Origin of the sequence: Phocaeicola sp. HCN-40430, from assembly GCF_037890285.1 — a bacterium.
Lineage (GTDB): Bacteria > Bacteroidota > Bacteroidia > Bacteroidales > Bacteroidaceae > Phocaeicola > Phocaeicola acetigenes.
This window is the reverse complement of sequence record NZ_JBBKBS010000018.1, coordinates 1-16,917: the sequence shown is the minus strand read 5'-3', so window position 1 is coordinate 16,917 and position 16,917 is coordinate 1. Positions and strand designations below refer to the sequence as shown.

At 41.9% G+C, this 16,917-nt stretch carries 15 protein-coding genes; 7 read left to right on the top strand and 8 right to left on the bottom strand.

Going from position 1 to position 16,917, the window contains the following annotated elements:
* Positions 1–66 precede the first annotated feature (66 nt).
* The 5 genes from WKU26_RS08910 to pheT form a co-directional block, all read right to left on the bottom strand.
* A complete protein-coding gene (locus WKU26_RS08910) occupies positions 67–357 on the bottom strand; it encodes a hypothetical protein (protein WP_340321718.1) in 291 nt (96 codons plus the stop codon).
* A gap of 142 nt (positions 358–499) precedes the next feature.
* Complete coding sequence (locus WKU26_RS08905; RefSeq protein WP_340321717.1) at positions 500–745, bottom strand: TIGR03905 family TSCPD domain-containing protein; 246 nt, start codon at positions 743–745, stop codon at positions 500–502.
* A 115-nt stretch (positions 746–860) separates the two neighbouring features.
* A complete protein-coding gene (locus WKU26_RS08900; RefSeq protein WP_340321716.1) occupies positions 861–1,592 on the bottom strand; it encodes a YebC/PmpR family DNA-binding transcriptional regulator in 732 nt (243 codons plus the stop codon).
* A 24-nt stretch (positions 1,593–1,616) separates the two neighbouring features.
* The gene (locus WKU26_RS08895; RefSeq protein ID WP_340321715.1) at positions 1,617–1,856 is read right to left on the bottom strand and encodes a hypothetical protein; all 240 of its coding nucleotides are present in this window, start codon (positions 1,854–1,856) and stop codon (positions 1,617–1,619) included.
* A gap of 14 nt (positions 1,857–1,870) precedes the next feature.
* Complete coding sequence (gene pheT, locus WKU26_RS08890; RefSeq protein ID WP_340321713.1) at positions 1,871–4,333, bottom strand: phenylalanine--tRNA ligase subunit beta; 2,463 nt, start codon at positions 4,331–4,333, stop codon at positions 1,871–1,873.
* Between the two features lie 249 nt (positions 4,334–4,582).
* Between pheT and WKU26_RS08885 the strand changes: the two genes are divergently transcribed.
* A complete protein-coding gene (locus tag WKU26_RS08885) occupies positions 4,583–5,551 on the top strand; it encodes an alpha/beta hydrolase (RefSeq protein WP_340321711.1) in 969 nt (322 codons plus the stop codon).
* Between the two features lie 810 nt (positions 5,552–6,361).
* Here WKU26_RS08885 and dnaB read toward each other — a convergent pair.
* Together dnaB and WKU26_RS08875 are read right to left on the bottom strand one after the other, a co-directional pair.
* Positions 6,362–7,921 carry a replicative DNA helicase gene (gene dnaB / locus WKU26_RS08880; RefSeq protein WP_340321710.1) on the bottom strand — a complete coding sequence of 520 codons (1,560 nt, stop codon included), beginning with the start codon at positions 7,919–7,921 and terminating at the stop codon, positions 6,362–6,364.
* Between the two features lie 43 nt (positions 7,922–7,964).
* Entirely contained in the window at positions 7,965–8,441 is a 477-nt protein-coding gene (locus WKU26_RS08875; protein WP_178266471.1) for a DUF456 family protein, read from the bottom strand.
* A 112-nt stretch (positions 8,442–8,553) separates the two neighbouring features.
* Between WKU26_RS08875 and ispE the strand changes: the two genes are divergently transcribed.
* On the top strand, positions 8,554–9,375 hold the full coding sequence (ispE, locus tag WKU26_RS08870; RefSeq protein WP_269876349.1) for a 4-(cytidine 5'-diphospho)-2-C-methyl-D-erythritol kinase: 822 nt from the start codon (positions 8,554–8,556) through the stop codon (positions 9,373–9,375).
* Between the two features lie 5 nt (positions 9,376–9,380).
* Entirely contained in the window at positions 9,381–11,051 is a 1,671-nt protein-coding gene (locus WKU26_RS08865; RefSeq protein ID WP_340321709.1) for an RluA family pseudouridine synthase, read from the top strand.
* 61 nt (positions 11,052–11,112) lie between these two features.
* Here WKU26_RS08865 and WKU26_RS08860 read toward each other — a convergent pair whose 3' ends face one another.
* Entirely contained in the window at positions 11,113–14,076 is a 2,964-nt protein-coding gene (locus WKU26_RS08860) for an AsmA family protein (protein WP_340321708.1), read from the bottom strand.
* A 270-nt stretch (positions 14,077–14,346) separates the two neighbouring features.
* Here WKU26_RS08860 and WKU26_RS08855 point away from each other — a divergent pair, with 270 nt between their 5' ends.
* From WKU26_RS08855 to WKU26_RS08840, 4 genes are all read left to right on the top strand, one after another.
* Complete coding sequence (locus WKU26_RS08855; protein WP_340321707.1) at positions 14,347–14,739, top strand: DUF2721 domain-containing protein; 393 nt, start codon at positions 14,347–14,349, stop codon at positions 14,737–14,739.
* 99 nt (positions 14,740–14,838) lie between these two features.
* Positions 14,839–15,243: a hypothetical protein gene (locus WKU26_RS08850; RefSeq protein ID WP_340321706.1), complete on the top strand. Its 405-nt coding sequence runs from the start codon at positions 14,839–14,841 to the stop codon at positions 15,241–15,243.
* Positions 15,240–16,541 (top strand): DUF3440 domain-containing protein, encoded by a 1,302-nt coding sequence (locus WKU26_RS08845; RefSeq protein ID WP_340321705.1) that lies wholly within the window; start codon positions 15,240–15,242, stop codon positions 16,539–16,541. The genes WKU26_RS08850 and WKU26_RS08845 overlap by 4 nt, the downstream gene beginning before the upstream one ends.
* The coding region (locus tag WKU26_RS08840; protein ID WP_340321704.1) for an IbrB-like domain-containing protein at positions 16,532–16,917 on the top strand (386 nt) is incomplete at its 3' end. The genes WKU26_RS08845 and WKU26_RS08840, both read left to right, overlap by 10 nt.

The following is a 16,917-nucleotide window of genomic DNA, read 5'->3' as shown; positions in this document are numbered from 1 at the left end:
ATCTTTCTGTGTAAATTAGCTGAACACAAAGATAAGAAACCTTCGGGAATATATACAGACTTCCCTTCAAACAATTAGAAGAATAAATGCAGCAAGAAGTAGTATGACCAGTAAAATAGCACCGAGGAAAATCAAAGTAAAACGGAAGAAATGCTTCCTTTCTGCAGACTCCCGGATTTGAGTCTGATGCATAATTTCCGATAAATCTTCGGAAGTGATATCAGGTAAAGGTGAGGCTTCTTTTACCGACAGCAGACGTTGGTGTATGGTATGCAAGCGCTCCTTGCTTACCTTACGGAGTTCACGGTTCTCTTTGTCCCGACGAAGCATATCGTTGATACAGCCTAAGGTTCCCATTGTAAAAAGAGTGTAAGGTTATTTCTTAAAGATAAGCAATAAATAACGTCACTCCAAACTACACTCGTTAAAATATCTTGGCTTATAATCACAGCTATACTTCTTCGGGACTTATCAAAACCTGTATATGGCCAAAAGAATATTACTTTTCGAGCATGTGCAATGCTTTACAAAGCTGATCAGGACACGAAGTAGGGCGACCTCCGCAGCGGATTCCCTCCAGACGACTAATCACATCCTCTACCGTCATTCCTTTTACCAAAGCACTGATGCCTTGCAGATTGCCATTACATCCTCCAATGAAATGTACCTCCTGTACTACACCATTTTCTACTTCCACTTCAATCAGTTTACTGCATGTACCTTGAGTAGTATAATTGATTCGCATATTAATCAGAATAAAAAGTGTAAAATAAAAGAAACTGTAGCAGAACAAAAGCAGCAAGGCACTTGTCCTGATACAGTTCCTACTTTGTCTTATTATCGTTCAGACACAGAAAAGATTATTCTTCTTCCGGTTTCATGTTTGTATACACGGTCTGTACGTCGTCGAACTCTTCCAGACGTTCAATCATCTTGTCGATAGTTTCACGCTGTTCCGGAGTTACATCTTTCAAGTCGTTCGGTACATAAGTAAATTCACCACCGACATCTTCGAAACCACATTCTTCCAGGTGCTTCTGGATCAAAGAGTAGCTCTTCGGATCACCGTAGATAGTGATTGTACCTTCTTCTGTATCTTCATCGAATTCATCTTCCACGTTGTAGTCAATCAAGTCGAGAATCAGTTCTTCCATATCCAGTCCGTCTTTCTTCTTGAAAGTGAACACACACTTATGGTCGAACAAGAAAGCCAGTGAACCTGTAGTACCTAAGTTACCACCAAACTTGTTGAATACAGAACGAACATCAGCAACTGTACGTGTAGTATTATCGGTCAATGTATCTACAAATACAGCTACTCCATGAGGACCGTATCCTTCGTAAGTCATGCTCTTGTATTCGCTCTGGTCTTTACCCATTGCGTTTTTGATAGCACGTTCAATGTTATCCTTCGGCATGTTTTCACGCTTACAAGTAGCGATTACCGAACGCAATGTCGGGTTATTTTCCGGTTCCGGACCGCCTGCTTTTACCGCAATAGCGATTTGTTTACCCAGACGTGTAAAGGTCTTTGCCATGTGACCCCATCTTTTCATTTTGGCAGCTTTTCTATATTCAAACGCTCTTCCCATTGGATAGTATATTTTAGTTTATTTTTAATGAAATTTCTTGTCTTTATTCTTTTCCAGCTTTCTACATTTCACGAAGGCCAGACAAGCGATAGTTGCGCATACTAATCCACCGGCTATTGCCAGGATATTCCTCCAGGTCTCATTGGCAGAAAAGTAATACAATACTTTGCCCGCCTGTACCGTGAGAAGAAAGAACAGCACAAAAGCAGCTGTATATTTCCTTTTCTCCTTGATATGATAGTCCGGTTTGATTTCGGTACGCATAAAGTTTTTCTTTTTTATCGCAAAACAGCTCCCAGCTTATTCTGCAAGTTGGCAATAAGTTTCTGCATTACCTTGTCAATCTGCTTATCATTCAAGGTTGCATTTTCATCCTGAAGCATAAAGCTTACAGCATAGCTCTTCTTGCCCGCTTCCAGATTCTTGCCTTCGTATACATCGAACAGTTCTACGCTCTTCAATAATTTCTTATCTGTTTCGTAAGCTATCTTTTCGATTTCGGCAAACTGTACACCTTTGTCTATCAGCAGAGCGAGGTCGCGTTTTACGGCCGGGAACTTCGATATTTCGCGGAAAGAAACCGTATTGCCCTTGATAGCTTTCATCAGTTCCTTCCAGTTCAAATCGGCATAATATACTTCGTTGTCAATATCGAATGCCTTCTGAATCTTCTTGCAAACTATACCGAAAGTAGCCAGCAACTTACCGCCACGGGTATGTACTGAAATGGCTACTGAATAAATATCATCAGTCAAGTTTCCAAATACCAGTCCTCCGAAGTTTACACCCAAACGACGGAAGATATTCAGCACATGAGCCTTCAGTTCGTATACAGACATGTTTTCATCGGCATGTGCCCATGAGTTGCTTACACGTTTACCGGTCATCCACAAACCTAAGTGCAACTCTTCCGAGTAAGCAGCCAATACTTTTTCAGGATTTCTTTTCTCTGCATTGAAGTGATAGCAGTTACCGAATTCAAAGAACTTCAGATCGGCATTCTTGCGGTTGGCATTATGCTGGATGCTTTCCAAACCACCAAAGAGCAGTGTGGCACGCATTACATTCAAGTCGTTGCTCAACGGGTTCATCAGACGAACCAGATTTTCCGGCTTGTAAGTTTCCAGTCCTTCATAATAAGCAGCACCGGTAAGAGAGTTGTTCAGAATTTCATTGAAGCCACAACCTACCAGCTGTTCTGATACCAGATTCTGAAGTTTTACCGACTTGTCTACATCGCCTTTTACGCTCAGGCTTGATTTTACAGAAGTAGGAATCTCTACATTATTATATCCGTAAATACGGAGAATATCTTCTACCACATCACACGGACGCTGTACATCCACACGATAAGGAGGAACAAGCAGAGACAAACCTGTTTCTGTTTCTTCTGCAATCTTCATCTCCAGGCTGGTTACGATGCTTTTTACAGTTTCCTTCGGAATCTCCTTACCAATCAGCGAATTGACATAAGCATATTCCAAATCTACCTTAAAGTCAGCAATCGGAGTCGGGTATACATCCTTGATTTCCGAAGCAATTTCTCCTCCGGCAAGTTCTTTCACCAGCAATGCAGCTTCTTTGAGTGCATAAATAGCACCATTCGGATCCACACCACGTTCGAAACGGAAAGACGAGTCAGTACTCAATCCGTGACGACGCGCGGTCTTACGCACCCAAGTAGGATGGAAGTAAGCACTTTCAAGGAATACATCCTTGGTTGTTTCTGTGGTACCGGAATCCAATCCTCCGAATACACCGGCAATACACATCGGTTCTTCAGTATTGCAAATCATCAGGTCGCGTTCTGAAAGTGTACGCTCTACTTCGTCCAAAGTCACAAACTTGGTACCTTCAGCACAAGTCTTCACTACAATCTTGCCACCTTTAATCTTGTCGGCATCGAAGCAGTGCATAGGCTGTCCGTACGCATGAAGGATATAGTTGGTAATATCCACAATGTTGTTGATAGGACGTACACCGATAAGACGGAGTTTGTTCTGCAACCATTCAGGACTTTCCTTTACGGTTACGTTCTTGATGGATACACCTGCATAGCGCGGACATGCTTCTGCATTTTCCACTACCACATCAATATCCATGTCATGGTTATCTACCTTGAAAGCTTCTACAGACGGACGCTTCAAAGTAGCCTGATGACCATTCTGACGCAACCACGCATAAAGGTCGCGAGCTACACCATAGTGAGAACAAGCATCTGCACGGTTTGGAGTGATGTCTACTTCCAGTACATAGTCGCTCTTGATGTTATAATAGTCTTTTGCCAAAGTACCGGGAACCACATCGTCCGGTAATACAATGATACCTTCGTGACTTGTACCAATACCAATTTCATCTTCAGCACAAATCATACCGTTCGATTCTACTCCGCGAAGTTTTGATTTCTTAATGGTAAAACATTCATCGCCATCGTAGAGCTTTGTTCCCAGCGTAGCTACTACTACTTTCTGTCCGGCAGCTACATTGGCTGCACCACACACAATCTGTACAGGTTCTCCCTGTCCCAGATTTACAGTAGTAATATGCATATGGTCGGAATTAGGATGCGGTTCGCAAGTCAGGACCTCACCTATTACGAGGCCTTCCAATCCTCCTTTTATCGATTGAACTTCTTCTACTCCACCTGTCTCCAGTCCGATGGAGGTCAGTGCGGCTGCCACTTCATCAGGTGTCAAATTAAAGTCTACATACTCTTTCAGCCAGTTATAAGAGATATTCATATATATATCATTTTTATAGTTCGCAGAATGTTGCGCAAATTTAATATAAATATTTGGGATAAAAGAGAAAGCCGAAAATAATTTATTCCCCCTTTATCGGAACTGTACAAATGAAACACAGGAAAATTTTTATCCGTAAACATTTCATAACATAAATGGCAATATACGGTAATCTTTTGGCTTTATACGGAAAAAAGAAGTGTCTGCCTCATGATACTTTTGCAGCAAACAAACCAATATAAATACAGTATGAATAATAAAACAATTTTAATGGGTATTGGTGCATGTTGCTTCTCTTTGGCTGTGAATGCACAGAATGGCCCGAGAAACAACAGCAAAAACTTTCCTGAAGCAAATCCCACAAACAAGAAAGTACAACTGTTCGAACAGAAAGAGGAGATATACAAGCTGAACTATACAAAAGATGTGGTATACGCAACCAAAGACGGTGTAGATTTAAAACTTCAGATTGTATCGCCTGCTCCTTACGAAAAATCAGACAAACTGTTTCCCTGTGTACTCTATGTAAGAGGGTCTGCATGGATGAAACAGAATCTGTATACAGATGTTCCTCAGATTTCGGCACTGGCCAAACGCGGATATGTAGTAGCTATCGTAGAGTACCGCTCTTCGGACATCGCTGTATTTCCGGCACAACGGAATGATGCTATCTCTGCTATAAATTTCATGAGAGACAATGCAGCCAAATACCATATCGACTCCAACAATATTTTTGTATGGGGAAGTTCATCGGGAGCACATACTGCACTGTTTACCGGACTGTATCTAAAGTCGGCAGAGGAAAAGAATGATTCTTTACCGGAAATCAACGGTATTATCGCGTACTTTCCGCCAACCGATGTATTGCATCTGAAAGACGATCCTACAGCTGCATCGAAAGGTGATGCCAATAGTCCCGAAGGCCTTCTTATCGGTAAAGTAGCTGTTTGGGATGCACCGGAAAAGGCCAAAGAAGCCAGTCCGTTGTATTACATAAAAGACAATAAGCAGATGCCACCTGTATTCCTTGCGCATGGAACAAAAGACAGAGTGGTTCCTTTTTCACAAGCCGACTTGCTTGCCAACGAACTGGAAAAGAATGGATGCGAATATGAATTTTATGCGCTCAGAAATGCCGACCATGGCAGTTGGCAATTTTGGACAGAAGATATGTTGGATAAAGTAGAAGCCTTTATCGTAAAACATCTCAAGAAATAAACCGATTTTCCTTCTGTCTATTTCCCCCTCTTCCGCCGGTATAACCCACACCTATCCGGCGGATTTTTTATTTTGTCAAAATGATATTGCTCTGTCTTTCCTGCAAATGGCAAATATCCTGAATAAAGTATTATCAAAATGTCAATTTACCCCCTATAAAAACCACCTTTTTTGAGTACAGATACAGAGATGCTCAAAAAAACAAGGCTTTTTCAGGAGTAAAAAAATTCAAAAAGAAAGGACTTTTATTCAATTCGTTATCTTTTCTACTAAATTTCACAGGAGAGGAACCTCATATGTTACCTCAAAGGTATTAATCAATACATTTTCACACTTAAAAGAAGATGTATTTTTTGCCTGAAAACACATCTTGACAGATTAAAATTTCTAAAAAATTATACTCCAAGCTCCTTTTTTTTGCGCAATTAATACCGAATGCAAACGCGACTAGTACCGTAAGCAAACGATACAAGTCGCATCGGGCATCGATACTTGTATCGGAAGGCGATGTGACAAGGTAAAAAAGAGGGATATATAGCGTCCTTTTTCATGCTGTAAAGCATAAAATAAAGTTGTTTTACTAGTCTTTGGAGGCAATTATCTCCATCAAACCCACCCTTTCTTTTCAAAATACGAGTTAGCCTAAATGTTGAAACCGACAAATTATGACAATTAAATAAAGAATTTTCAAACAAAATGATAATGCATACAATCCTCTTTTATACAATTCCATCCCTTTAAAAAAAGAAAGCCCTACCGGTGCATGTCAGCACAACCGGCAAGGCTTTTTATAGAGAAAAGATTCAATCATCAGAACGGAACCTCGGGGATAGGTCCGCCAAACGGATTTTCCTGAGGAATCATATCTGCCGGAGGAGGAGGCACACTGCCCTGTCCGCCTCCATTGTTCATCTTCGAGCGGAGTACCGGAGCTGCTGCATTTTCTCCGGGCATCGGCACAATCATCTCGTCGTCCGGATTCTGGAAACGTGCATATTCTCCGCGGAAGCGCAGCAACACATCGCCCACCGCACCGTTACGGTGCTTGGCTATGATAATCTCGGCCATACCGCGCAAATCGTTTCCACGTTCGTCGGTATATATCTTGTAGTATTCCGGACGGTGAATGAAGCATACCATATCGGCATCCTGCTCGATGGCTCCCGATTCACGAAGGTCGCTCAGCTGCGGACGTTTTCCGTCTATACCTTCACGGTTTTCTACACCACGGTTCAACTGACTCAGGGCAATAATCGGAATGTTCAACTCCTTGGCAAGTCCTTTCAACGAACGCGAAATGGTGCTGACTTCTTCCTGACGGCTACCGAAAGACATTCCGCTGGCATTCATCAGCTGGAGGTAGTCGATGATGATAATCTTTACCCCGTGTTCGCGCACCAGACGGCGTGCCTTTGTACGAAGTTCGAACACGGAAAGAGAAGGCGTATCGTCGACGTACAACGGTGCGTCGTACAATTCCTTTATCTTATAGTCGAGCTGTCCCCACTCGTAAGGTGCAAGCTGTCCGCTCTTGATTTTTTCGCCCGGAATTTCGCAGACGTTCACAATCAGACGGTTGACCAGCTGCACGTTGCTCATTTCAAGCGAGAACAGAGCTACGGGCACCTGATTGTTGACCGCCATATTCTTGGCCATGGAAAGAACGAAAGCCGTCTTACCCATCGCCGGACGTGCCGCGATAATGATAAGGTCGGAGTTCTGCCAGCCGGAAGTCATCTTATCCAGCTGATGGAAACCGCTGGACAATCCGCTCAAACCGTCGGTACGTGCTGCCGCTTTCTGAAGCATTTCATACGCCTCTTGAATGACAGGATTAATCTGCGTATAATCCTTCTTCATGTTCTGCTGGGAAATCTCGAAGAGCTTGCCTTCGGCTTCCTGCATCAGGTCGTCTACATCCTGCGTTTCGTCGAATGCCTTGGTCTGTATATTGCTGGTAAAGGAAATCAGTTCACGAGCCAGAAACTTTTGCGCGATGATACGGGCATGATACTCGATATGTGCCGATGATGCGACCTTTCCACTCAGCTGGGTTACATAGAAAGCACCTCCCACCTCGTCCAGGTCGCCCCTGGTGCGGAGCTGTTCGGTTACGGTAAGGATATCGATAGGCTTCTGCTGGATAGCCAGGTCGGTAATGGCTGCATAAATCAGCTGATGGCGGTGTTCGTAAAAAGACTCCGGACGGAGTATCTCACTCACCAGCGAATAGGCGTCTTTCTCAATCATCAATGCACCCAGCACCGCTTCTTCCAGTTCGGGAGCCTGCGGCTGGAGATGCCCATATTCGTCTACAGGCTTCGTTTTTGCAGCCTTTGGGACGCGTGTCGTTCTTCTCGTTTCTGCCATTTAGGGTATTTTTTATTAAATAGGGGCACAAAGATACATACTTTTACCAAAGTGAAGTAAAAAAGACCACGATAAAATAAGCGCAAAGTATCACTTTCAGTATCGTTCCGAACAGGAATCCCAGGAGCGAACCGATACCCGATTTCAGGGCTACAGACAATCCTTTGTCTCCCAGCAGTTCTCCAATCATCGCTCCGAGAAATGGGCCGAGCAGAAGCCCGTAAGGCAGGAAAAACAGTCCGATGATGGATCCGGCAAAAGCACCCCAGCTCCCCCATTTGGTGCCACCGCTATATTTGCTGCCCCACATCGGAATAAGATAGTCGAGCAGAAGTGAGAGTGCAACCAGTCCCAGCCAGACGAGCAACTGGGAAGTAGAGAACTGAACCCGGTCTGTAAAATGCAATAACAACAAACCTACATACGAAACCGGAGGACCGGGCAAGGCCGGAAGCACACATCCCAGAAAGCCTGTCAGCAGACAGATTATACTTAATACAATTAAAATAATATCCATAATTTAAGTATTTCATTAAATGGTTGATACGCAAAGTTACAGAGAATTTTAAACACAAAAAAGAGTTAATTCAAAACTTTATCGTATATTTGAACAACCTAAAAATACTATAATTATGATTACATTTCCTAATGCAAAGATAAATCTCGGACTTCATATTGTAGAAAAACGTCCGGATGGTTACCACAATCTGGAAACAGTTTTCTATCCTATAAACCTGCAAGATGCACTCGAAGTAAAAGTGCTTGAAAATAGTGAACAGCCTTACAAACTTCATGTCAGCGGTACTGCCATTGAAGGTAATGCGGAAGACAATCTTGTCGTGAAAGCCTATCAGATGCTGAAGGCCGACTTTCCGATGCCGCCGATAGACATTCATCTCTTCAAACATATCCCTACCGGTGCCGGTTTAGGGGGTGGCTCGGCCGATTGTGCCTTCATGTTGAAATTGCTGAATGAAAAGTTCAATTTGAACCTGACCGCTGAAGCATTGGAAACATACGCAGCCCGACTGGGTGCCGATTGTGCTTTCTTTGTCCGTAATACTCCTGTTTTTGCATCGGGTATCGGAAATGTATTCGAACCCATTGACCTTTCCTTGAAAGGATATCACATCGTGCTTATAAAACCGGATATCCATGTGTCTACGAAAGATGCCTATGCAGGTGTTACTCCAAAACGTCCGGAGGTTTCGTTGAAAGAGGTAATCCGTCAGCCTTTGGAAACATGGAAAGAATGTCTGAAAAACGACTTTGAAAGCAGCATCTTCACACGTTTTCCGGAGATTGCAGCCATCAAGGATAAACTCTATGACCTGGGAGCTGTGTATGCTGCCATGAGCGGTTCCGGCTCTGCCGTATATGGTATTTTCAAGAACCCGATAGAAAACGTAGACGAAAAATTCGGAGGTTGCTTCTGTCGTCAGCGCGAATTGTAATCACAATGGAGTGTACTGATAAAATCCATTTCTTTGCGACAGATGTGTGGCCTGCCCCACCCGAAGAATTCACTTATCCGTTTCATTATACCCCTCACCCTCTCACCGAACTTGCCGCACAGGAGGTAGAACGCTATTTGGAAACACAGTCCGAATGGCAGGAAGAACTGAAAAAAGGGAAAATGTTCGGGGTACTGATAGTCCGTACCCCTGAAGGTAGAACGGGATATTTGGCGGCTTTTTCGGGTAATCTGGCAGGACGGAATCTGCATGATTTCTTTGTGCCTCCGGTGTACGATTTGCTATGTCCGGACGGAGTTTTCCGAAAAGGTGAGCAGCGTATTTCGGACATCAACGCACGTATCCGGCAGATGGAAGCAAGTGATGAATATCGAATCTGCCGCCGGCAAGTGGAAGAAGTGCAGGCATCTGCCACCGCACAACTTGCTGCTGCCAAACAAGCCTTGAAAGAGGCAAAGGCCATCCGACAGGCAAAACGGAATACTGTACTTGATGAAGCGGAACTGGAAGCGCTGGTCCGGGAAAGCCAGTTCCAGAAAGCAGAGTTAAAACGCCTGGAAAGACGATTGAAGCAGGAAGTAGAGGAAAAGACAAGGGCTCTGAACAATATTGAACAAACGATAGCAGCTTTGAAGGAAGAACGCAAGAAATCTTCGGCTGAACTTCAACGCTGGATATTCGGGCAGTTTCAGATGCTGAATGCAAATGGGGAGAAAAAAGATTTGTGTGAAATTTTCAAAGATACCCCACAGGGTACACCTCCCGCCGGTGCAGGAGAATGTGCCTTGCCCAAGCTCTTGCAATATGCTTACCAGAACCACTTGCATCCGCTTGCTATGGGAGAATTTTGGTGGGGTATGTCACCCAAAGACGAGATACGGCATCACGGACATTTCTATCCTTCGTGTAAAGGAAAATGCGAACCGATACTGAAACACATGTTAGTAGGACTGAAGGTGGAAAAGAATCCGCTCGACGAGAATGTACATAGCCAGACTCCACTGGATATTGTGTATGAGGACGAATGGATAGTTGTGGTAAACAAGCCAGCCGGTATGCTTTCTGTTCCGGGCAAAAACGATCTGGACTCCGTCAGCCAGCGGTTAAGTGAATATCTTCCCCATGCTACCGGTCCGCTCATTGTGCATCGGCTCGACATGGCTACATCGGGATTGCTGCTTGCAGCTAAAAGCAAGGAAATACACCAGCAATTGCAGGCTTTGTTTGAAACACGGAATATCCGCAAACGATATACAGCCATACTGGACGGTATACTTCCTCTTGATGAGGGCGTAATTGATTTACCTCTTTGTCTGAATCCATCGGACCGCCCCCGGCAGATGGTAGATTATACGTATGGGAAGCCTGCCATCACACGGTATAAGGTAAACAAGAGAGAAAACGAGAGAACTTACGTTGATTTCTTTCCACAAACCGGACGTACCCATCAGTTACGGGTACATTCGGCACATCCTCTGGGCTTGAATTGCCCGATTACCGGGGACGAACTGTATGGACGAAAATCGGCGAGACTGTATCTGCATGCGGCCGAATTATCGTTCGTACACCCTGTGACGGGTAAACTTCTTACCATTCAGAAAGAAGCTGATTTCCCTTCTTTTCCCTCCGGTGATTTTTCATCCCAATTGCCATAAAAAAATCCTGATAGTGTAACAGAACATTACACTATCAGGATTTTTTTATCATTCTATCCCATTACCTTCTCATGATACGCCTGAAATCGTCTACAATCTGACGTCCCATATTGACTCGGGTACTATCCACTTTACGGATTTCTACCGGAGTAACAGCATCCTTGTATTTGGCTTTTCCTATCTTGAATTTCATTTTATCCATGTTTCCGGTAATGGTCACTCCGGCCTTGAATGGGAGCGGAGATTTCAATATCGATATATGATAATTAAAGTTCATATCAAGATCTTGTGTACCTCCTACGGCCGCCTTATACCGGTCTATTTGTACAAGGAAAGGATATACGGTAACGTATCCGTCTTTTACCGTAATATTTACAGCAATGCTATCGAATACATTCTTTTCCTTATTCTTGAACATCAGCTTTTTGGAAATCTCGGTAAATGTTTCTCCATCCATCAGTACAAGACTATCTCCCTTGATATGAATAGCGGAACGGAGACTCGGAATCCTGACATTTAAGTTTGAATCGAGTACGGCTTCGGCCGCCGCATCAAAATCGACAACTCCCTTGAAGGAACGGAGCATCGGCACAATGGTATCCAAAGAAGGAACAAAATCGACCAGTTTGCTGACGTCCACATCGCGCAATTTAAAGTCGAATCCGGCATATCCTCTTTTCTTTTCTTTGGCACGATATACCAAGGTTGCATTCATCTGGGCATCCATCCCGCGCATGCTGACTTCCTTCAAATGAACGGCCTGGTTGCGGATATCAATATCGCCTTGTACATTTTCGAATACCATACTCTCATATTTTACTTTATCGAGTTTTACATCCAGTTCGAAATCGATATTTTCAGGAATCACAAACAACTGAATGCTGGAGTCTACCGTATCATTTTCTACCTGAAGCGTATCTTCCGGAAAATTTAACGAATTGATGAGCTGGTTACAATCCAGATTTCGTGATGCTATACTCAATTTGGCATGTATGGTTTTATTCTTTTTCAACGATTCATACAAATTGTATACAGCCCCACTTGCCGTCAGATTGGAACGTCCTATACGAACCTTAGCCTTACGCAACGTAATTGTTCTATCACCAAGCGTAACCGCAGTTTTACGTATCCGGATAGGCAAAGCAAACTCCGGTGTGGATACAGACAAACGGTTGAATCCGATAATTCCTTTCGGTGCCCAAAGTGAATCGCGGAGTTTCTCGGCTTTAATGGCAAATCCTGCCTTGTCCATTCCCATCTTCATGGCTCCCAAGCGGCAGAATAAAGTATCCGACTCCAAATTAAGTCCTATTTTAGGCATGGCCGGATTCAATTCTCCGGGCTGTAAGCGAAGAGTAGACTTTGCTTTACGGCAGAAAACCTTAATGGAATCTCCCATCACTGCTTTCAACTGGCTCATATCCAACTTACATTCCATATCCATAATGCGTGTGGTATCTTGCGGATTAGTCGATTTTACGGTGGCCGTCAGCTTTTTTAATTCAGAAGAAATATTGTTGGAATTCAAAACCATCTTTGTTACCTCGATACGTGCAGCCAGATTATCCTTTCCTATAAATGCAAGTTTTGCATCGCTGGTAAATTCAAAATTCCGGCTTGTATCACGCAAGGCAAGTCCCGTCATATTCAGTTTACCTCCAATCTTTATACGGCCCAAATCCTGACGAAGAATGGACGACAAACGACACTTCAGACGTAAGTCGGCATCGACTTTTCCTTCAATGGTAACTCCCTCCTGCAAAGGGAAAGTTTGAGCAAGGGCGGTCATATCGATGGTAGAACGGGTATTCAATGTAATATCCGGATCACCCAATAAATCCTGTATTTTTGCATCGGCAAGGATATCGGTGTGAGCTCCCTGAAAATGAAAAATCTTTAAATCGGCAAAAGAAGGAGTCTTTTTTGTCAAATCTACTGCCCCATAAAAATCAGCCGTCAGATTATCTATTCCATAGGGCAACTTGTCGTATTTAGCAGAAGCATCCTTTATCTGTGCCTTTATTGTAACCAAAGGAGTCTGCTCTTTTCCATAAAATCCTTTTATATCTCCTTCTAGCAAAACCTCTCCTTTCGCAGTCATTTCTTCCCGTTTCAAGACACTTTCCGGTATCATATCAAACACCGTCTTTAAAGAAGGAGCATGCAGGCCATAATGTACATTTACATCAATTGCCTTCTGAACCGTATCCCTTTTCAACGTACCCGATAAATCAAGTGCGACTCCATTTACGGTTAATCCTGCTTTTTTTACCGTCAAAGTACGGATGGCTCTATTCAATTCAAGATCTGCCTGAAGCTTAGTAGCGACTTTATTGACCAGTAACTGTCCGTCTTGCCAGAATAAGATATTGTCGTTGCTAAACTCCATGTCCAAAGCTGAATAACCTTTTTTTAAGGAAGCACTCAACTTGAGATTCGCATTGGTCAGACGAGTATAAACACGTGTATCACGGTCGTCAAAAATTACATTAGCTTGTTTCAGAGAAATACGTCTGATGTTAATTTCATCGGCTATCGGTCCGGACGATTTGGATAGTGTATCGGCAGATACTGTAGTAGTATCACTTTTCATAATGTCCCAATTCGCAATGCCATCTTTCCCTTTATAAGCATATATTGAAGCACCTTTCAAACCCAGATAATGAAGGTTTATCTTATTATCCAACAAATAATCAATCGGTTTTACTACCACTACACACTTGTCGAAGGTTATCAAAGAGTCTGTTTTTTGCCAAAGTGTATCTCGTATGCTCTTAGACACTAATGTCCCCTCCGTAAGCTTCAATCCGAAACGTGGAAAAGTCGAAAAAAACGTAAGTTCTACACTCTTCATCTCCAACTTGGCATTCAGAGTCTGATTGGCAGTACGCAATACGATTGGAGTCAGTTTTTCCGGAGTGAAAAACCAATTCACAGCTACCGTAATAAGTAGCACGATAACAAGCAGTAATGTTCCTAAGGAAATACTGGTTACCTTGACTATCTTTTTCATTCTTCTGTTCATATTCTTTACTTAAACGCTTATGCAAAGATAAAAAAAGGCGAGTGTAGAGGCAAACGGAAAACCAAGTTTTCAAATTTGACCTATACAAGCCGCCTCCTATCTTCTGAAAATATAGCGAAAGGCGAGTATAATATCAAGCCATAAACTTGCTTTTGAGCAAAGGAAATACTAAACTTCACCCTCTCTTATCTAAAGATAACAAAACAAAAAACATTTTTTATGAGTTAAATGTTTTACTTTGTAAATGAAACAATATAAACTTTATCTCACATGGACGAATTGACACTTACTACTCCTACCCTTCTGTTTTCGGCCGTATCATTAATTCTATTGGCCTATACAAACCGTTTCCTTTCTTATGCACAGTTGGTCAGGATTTTAAAAGAACAATATGTACAACAACATTCGGAGGTAACTGCTGCACAAATCGACAACTTACGTAAGCGCTTGTATCTGACAAGAGCCATGCAAGTTCTGGGCATATCCAGTTTGTTCTTTTGCGTGATATCCATGTTCCTTATTTATATTAATCTACACGAACTCTCTGTTTATATTTTCGGACTTGCCTTACTCCTGCTGATAGCATCTTTAGGTATATCTATATGGGAAATACACATATCTGTAAAAGCGTTGGAAATACATTTGAAAGATATGGAAAAATAATAATCAGAATCTATTTATACCTGTTTTTCAGAATAAATACACATAAATACATCTTTTTATTATATTTTTGTCTCAAAAGCAAATATTATTTAATAAACAATGATACAAATCATCCGATTGGACGGTTTAGATAAAAAACTCTATCCACTGATAGGACCACTTGTTATGAATCCTGAGGTGTTGCGCTTCAACAACAATTATCCATTTAAAACAGGGGAACAATACAAATGGTATATTGCGGTATCACAGAAGGAGGTTTTAGGATTTATTCCTGTAGAATATCGGAAACAGGAATGGATAATTAATAATTATTATGCCTGTCCGGACAAAGAAAATGAAATACTTTCAACACTAGTTAAAGCGGTAATCAAAGAATGGGAGCAGGAAAGTTCCATTTCTCTGTCTGCCGTAGTACAAACCAGACATTTGACAATGTTTACGGAAGAAGATTTTGAAATAACTAAAAATTGGAAAATCTATTGCAAAATGAAAAAACAAATATGATTACTCATGTAAACGACAAGAAAAATGTATACGAATTAGCTCAAGAACGTTTAGACATCATCTTCAAGGAGTTCGATAACATCTATATATCCTTCTCCGGAGGAAAAGACAGTGGGGTTTTACTGAATCTTTGCTTGGATTATATGCGAAAACATCAAATTAAGCGTAAGATAGGTCTTTTCCATATGGATTATGAGGTACAATATAAAATGACTATCGAATATATAGACCGCATCATTGAACAAAATAAAGATTTACTGGAGGTGTATCGTGTTTGTCTGCCTTTCCGGGTTGCGACTTGTACTTCCATGTATCAGTCATTTTGGAGACCTTGGGAAGCTGAGAAAAAAGAGTTGTGGGTACGCTCCATGCCCAAAGGAGCCATGACAATAAACGATTTTCCTGATTTTAATCCGCAATGGTGGGATTATGATTTCCAGCTATATTTTGCCCAATGGCTACATCGGAAAAAAGAAGCTACACGTACCTGTTGCCTTGTAGGTATACGAACGCAAGAAAGTTTCAACCGCTGGAGATGTATCTTTCAAAATCCGAAAACGATTTTGTATCATAAATACATCTGGACCTGTAAACTACAGAACGATGTATACAATGCTTATCCCATCTATGATTGGAAAACAACAGATATTTGGATAGCGAATGGAAAATTTAAATGGGATTACAATAATCTTTATAATCTGTATTACAAAGCCGGAGTAAGCTTGGAAAGACAACGTGTAGCCAGCCCTTTTATTGGTGAAGCGATTGAAAGCCTGGCTTTATATAAAGCCATTGATCCGGATACATGGGGAAAAATGATTGGCCGTATTAATGGGGTCAATTTCTCAAGTATTTATGGAAGCACACATGCTATGGCTCGACAAAAAATCAAACTTCCCGAAGGTTATACATGGAAAAAATTCATGTATTTCCTTCTTTCTACATTACCAGAAAAAACGAGAAACGGATATTTAAGAAGACTTGATGTAAGTATTAGGTTCTGGAGAACAAAGGGAGGATGCTTAGATGATGAAGTTATCAAGAAGCTGATTGATGCAAAAATCCCCATTGAAGTCGGAGATAAAAGTAATTATCGCACACATAAGCGCCCTGTACGTATGGAGTATCAAGATGATATTGACATACCGGAATTCAGAGAACTCCCATCTTATAAACGTATGTGTATCTGTATACTACGGAATGATCATGCATGTAAATATATGGGATTCTCACCCACGAAAGAAGAAATCAGCAGAAAAAACAGAATAATGGAAACATATAAAAATATATGGAGATAAAAGACGAATATAAGAGTCCGGTTTACAATGTACGAGCCATACCGGTAGAAAAAGTGGTTGCCAATGATTATAACCCTAATGTAGTGGCACCTCCAGAAATGAAATTACTGGAATTATCAATATGGGAAGATGGTTTTACAATGCCATGTGTTTGTTATTACGACAAAGAAAATGATAAATATATTTTAGTCGATGGATTTCACAGATATACGGTATTGAAGACCTCACAACGAATTTATGAAAGGGAAAGAGGATTATTGCCGGTCGTAGTTATCGAAAAAGATTTATCAAACCGCATGGGATCTACTATTCGTCACAATCGGGCACGAGGTACACATAATATTGAATTAATGTCGCATATTGTCGCAGAATTAGA

Coding starts and splice junctions, on each gene's coding strand:
- WKU26_RS08845 (WP_340321705.1), top strand. CDS start 15,240: ATGATTACTCATGTAAACGACAAGAAAAATGTATACGAATTAGCTCAA.
- WKU26_RS08910 (WP_340321718.1), bottom strand. CDS start 357: ATGGGAACCTTAGGCTGTATCAACGATATGCTTCGTCGGGACAAAGAG.
- WKU26_RS08900 (WP_340321716.1), bottom strand. CDS start 1,592: ATGGGAAGAGCGTTTGAATATAGAAAAGCTGCCAAAATGAAAAGATGG.
- WKU26_RS08895 (WP_340321715.1), bottom strand. CDS start 1,856: ATGCGTACCGAAATCAAACCGGACTATCATATCAAGGAGAAAAGGAAA.
- WKU26_RS08885 (WP_340321711.1), top strand. CDS start 4,583: ATGAATAATAAAACAATTTTAATGGGTATTGGTGCATGTTGCTTCTCT.
- WKU26_RS08860 (WP_340321708.1), bottom strand. CDS start 14,076: ATGAACAGAAGAATGAAAAAGATAGTCAAGGTAACCAGTATTTCCTTA.
- WKU26_RS08855 (WP_340321707.1), top strand. CDS start 14,347: ATGGACGAATTGACACTTACTACTCCTACCCTTCTGTTTTCGGCCGTA.
- ispE (WP_269876349.1), top strand. CDS start 8,554: ATGATTACATTTCCTAATGCAAAGATAAATCTCGGACTTCATATTGTA.
- dnaB (WP_340321710.1), bottom strand. CDS start 7,921: ATGGCAGAAACGAGAAGAACGACACGCGTCCCAAAGGCTGCAAAAACG.
- WKU26_RS08905 (WP_340321717.1), bottom strand. CDS start 745: ATGCGAATCAATTATACTACTCAAGGTACATGCAGTAAACTGATTGAA.
- WKU26_RS08850 (WP_340321706.1), top strand. CDS start 14,839: ATGATACAAATCATCCGATTGGACGGTTTAGATAAAAAACTCTATCCA.
- pheT (WP_340321713.1), bottom strand. CDS start 4,333: ATGAATATCTCTTATAACTGGCTGAAAGAGTATGTAGACTTTAATTTG.
- WKU26_RS08865 (WP_340321709.1), top strand. CDS start 9,381: ATGGAGTGTACTGATAAAATCCATTTCTTTGCGACAGATGTGTGGCCT.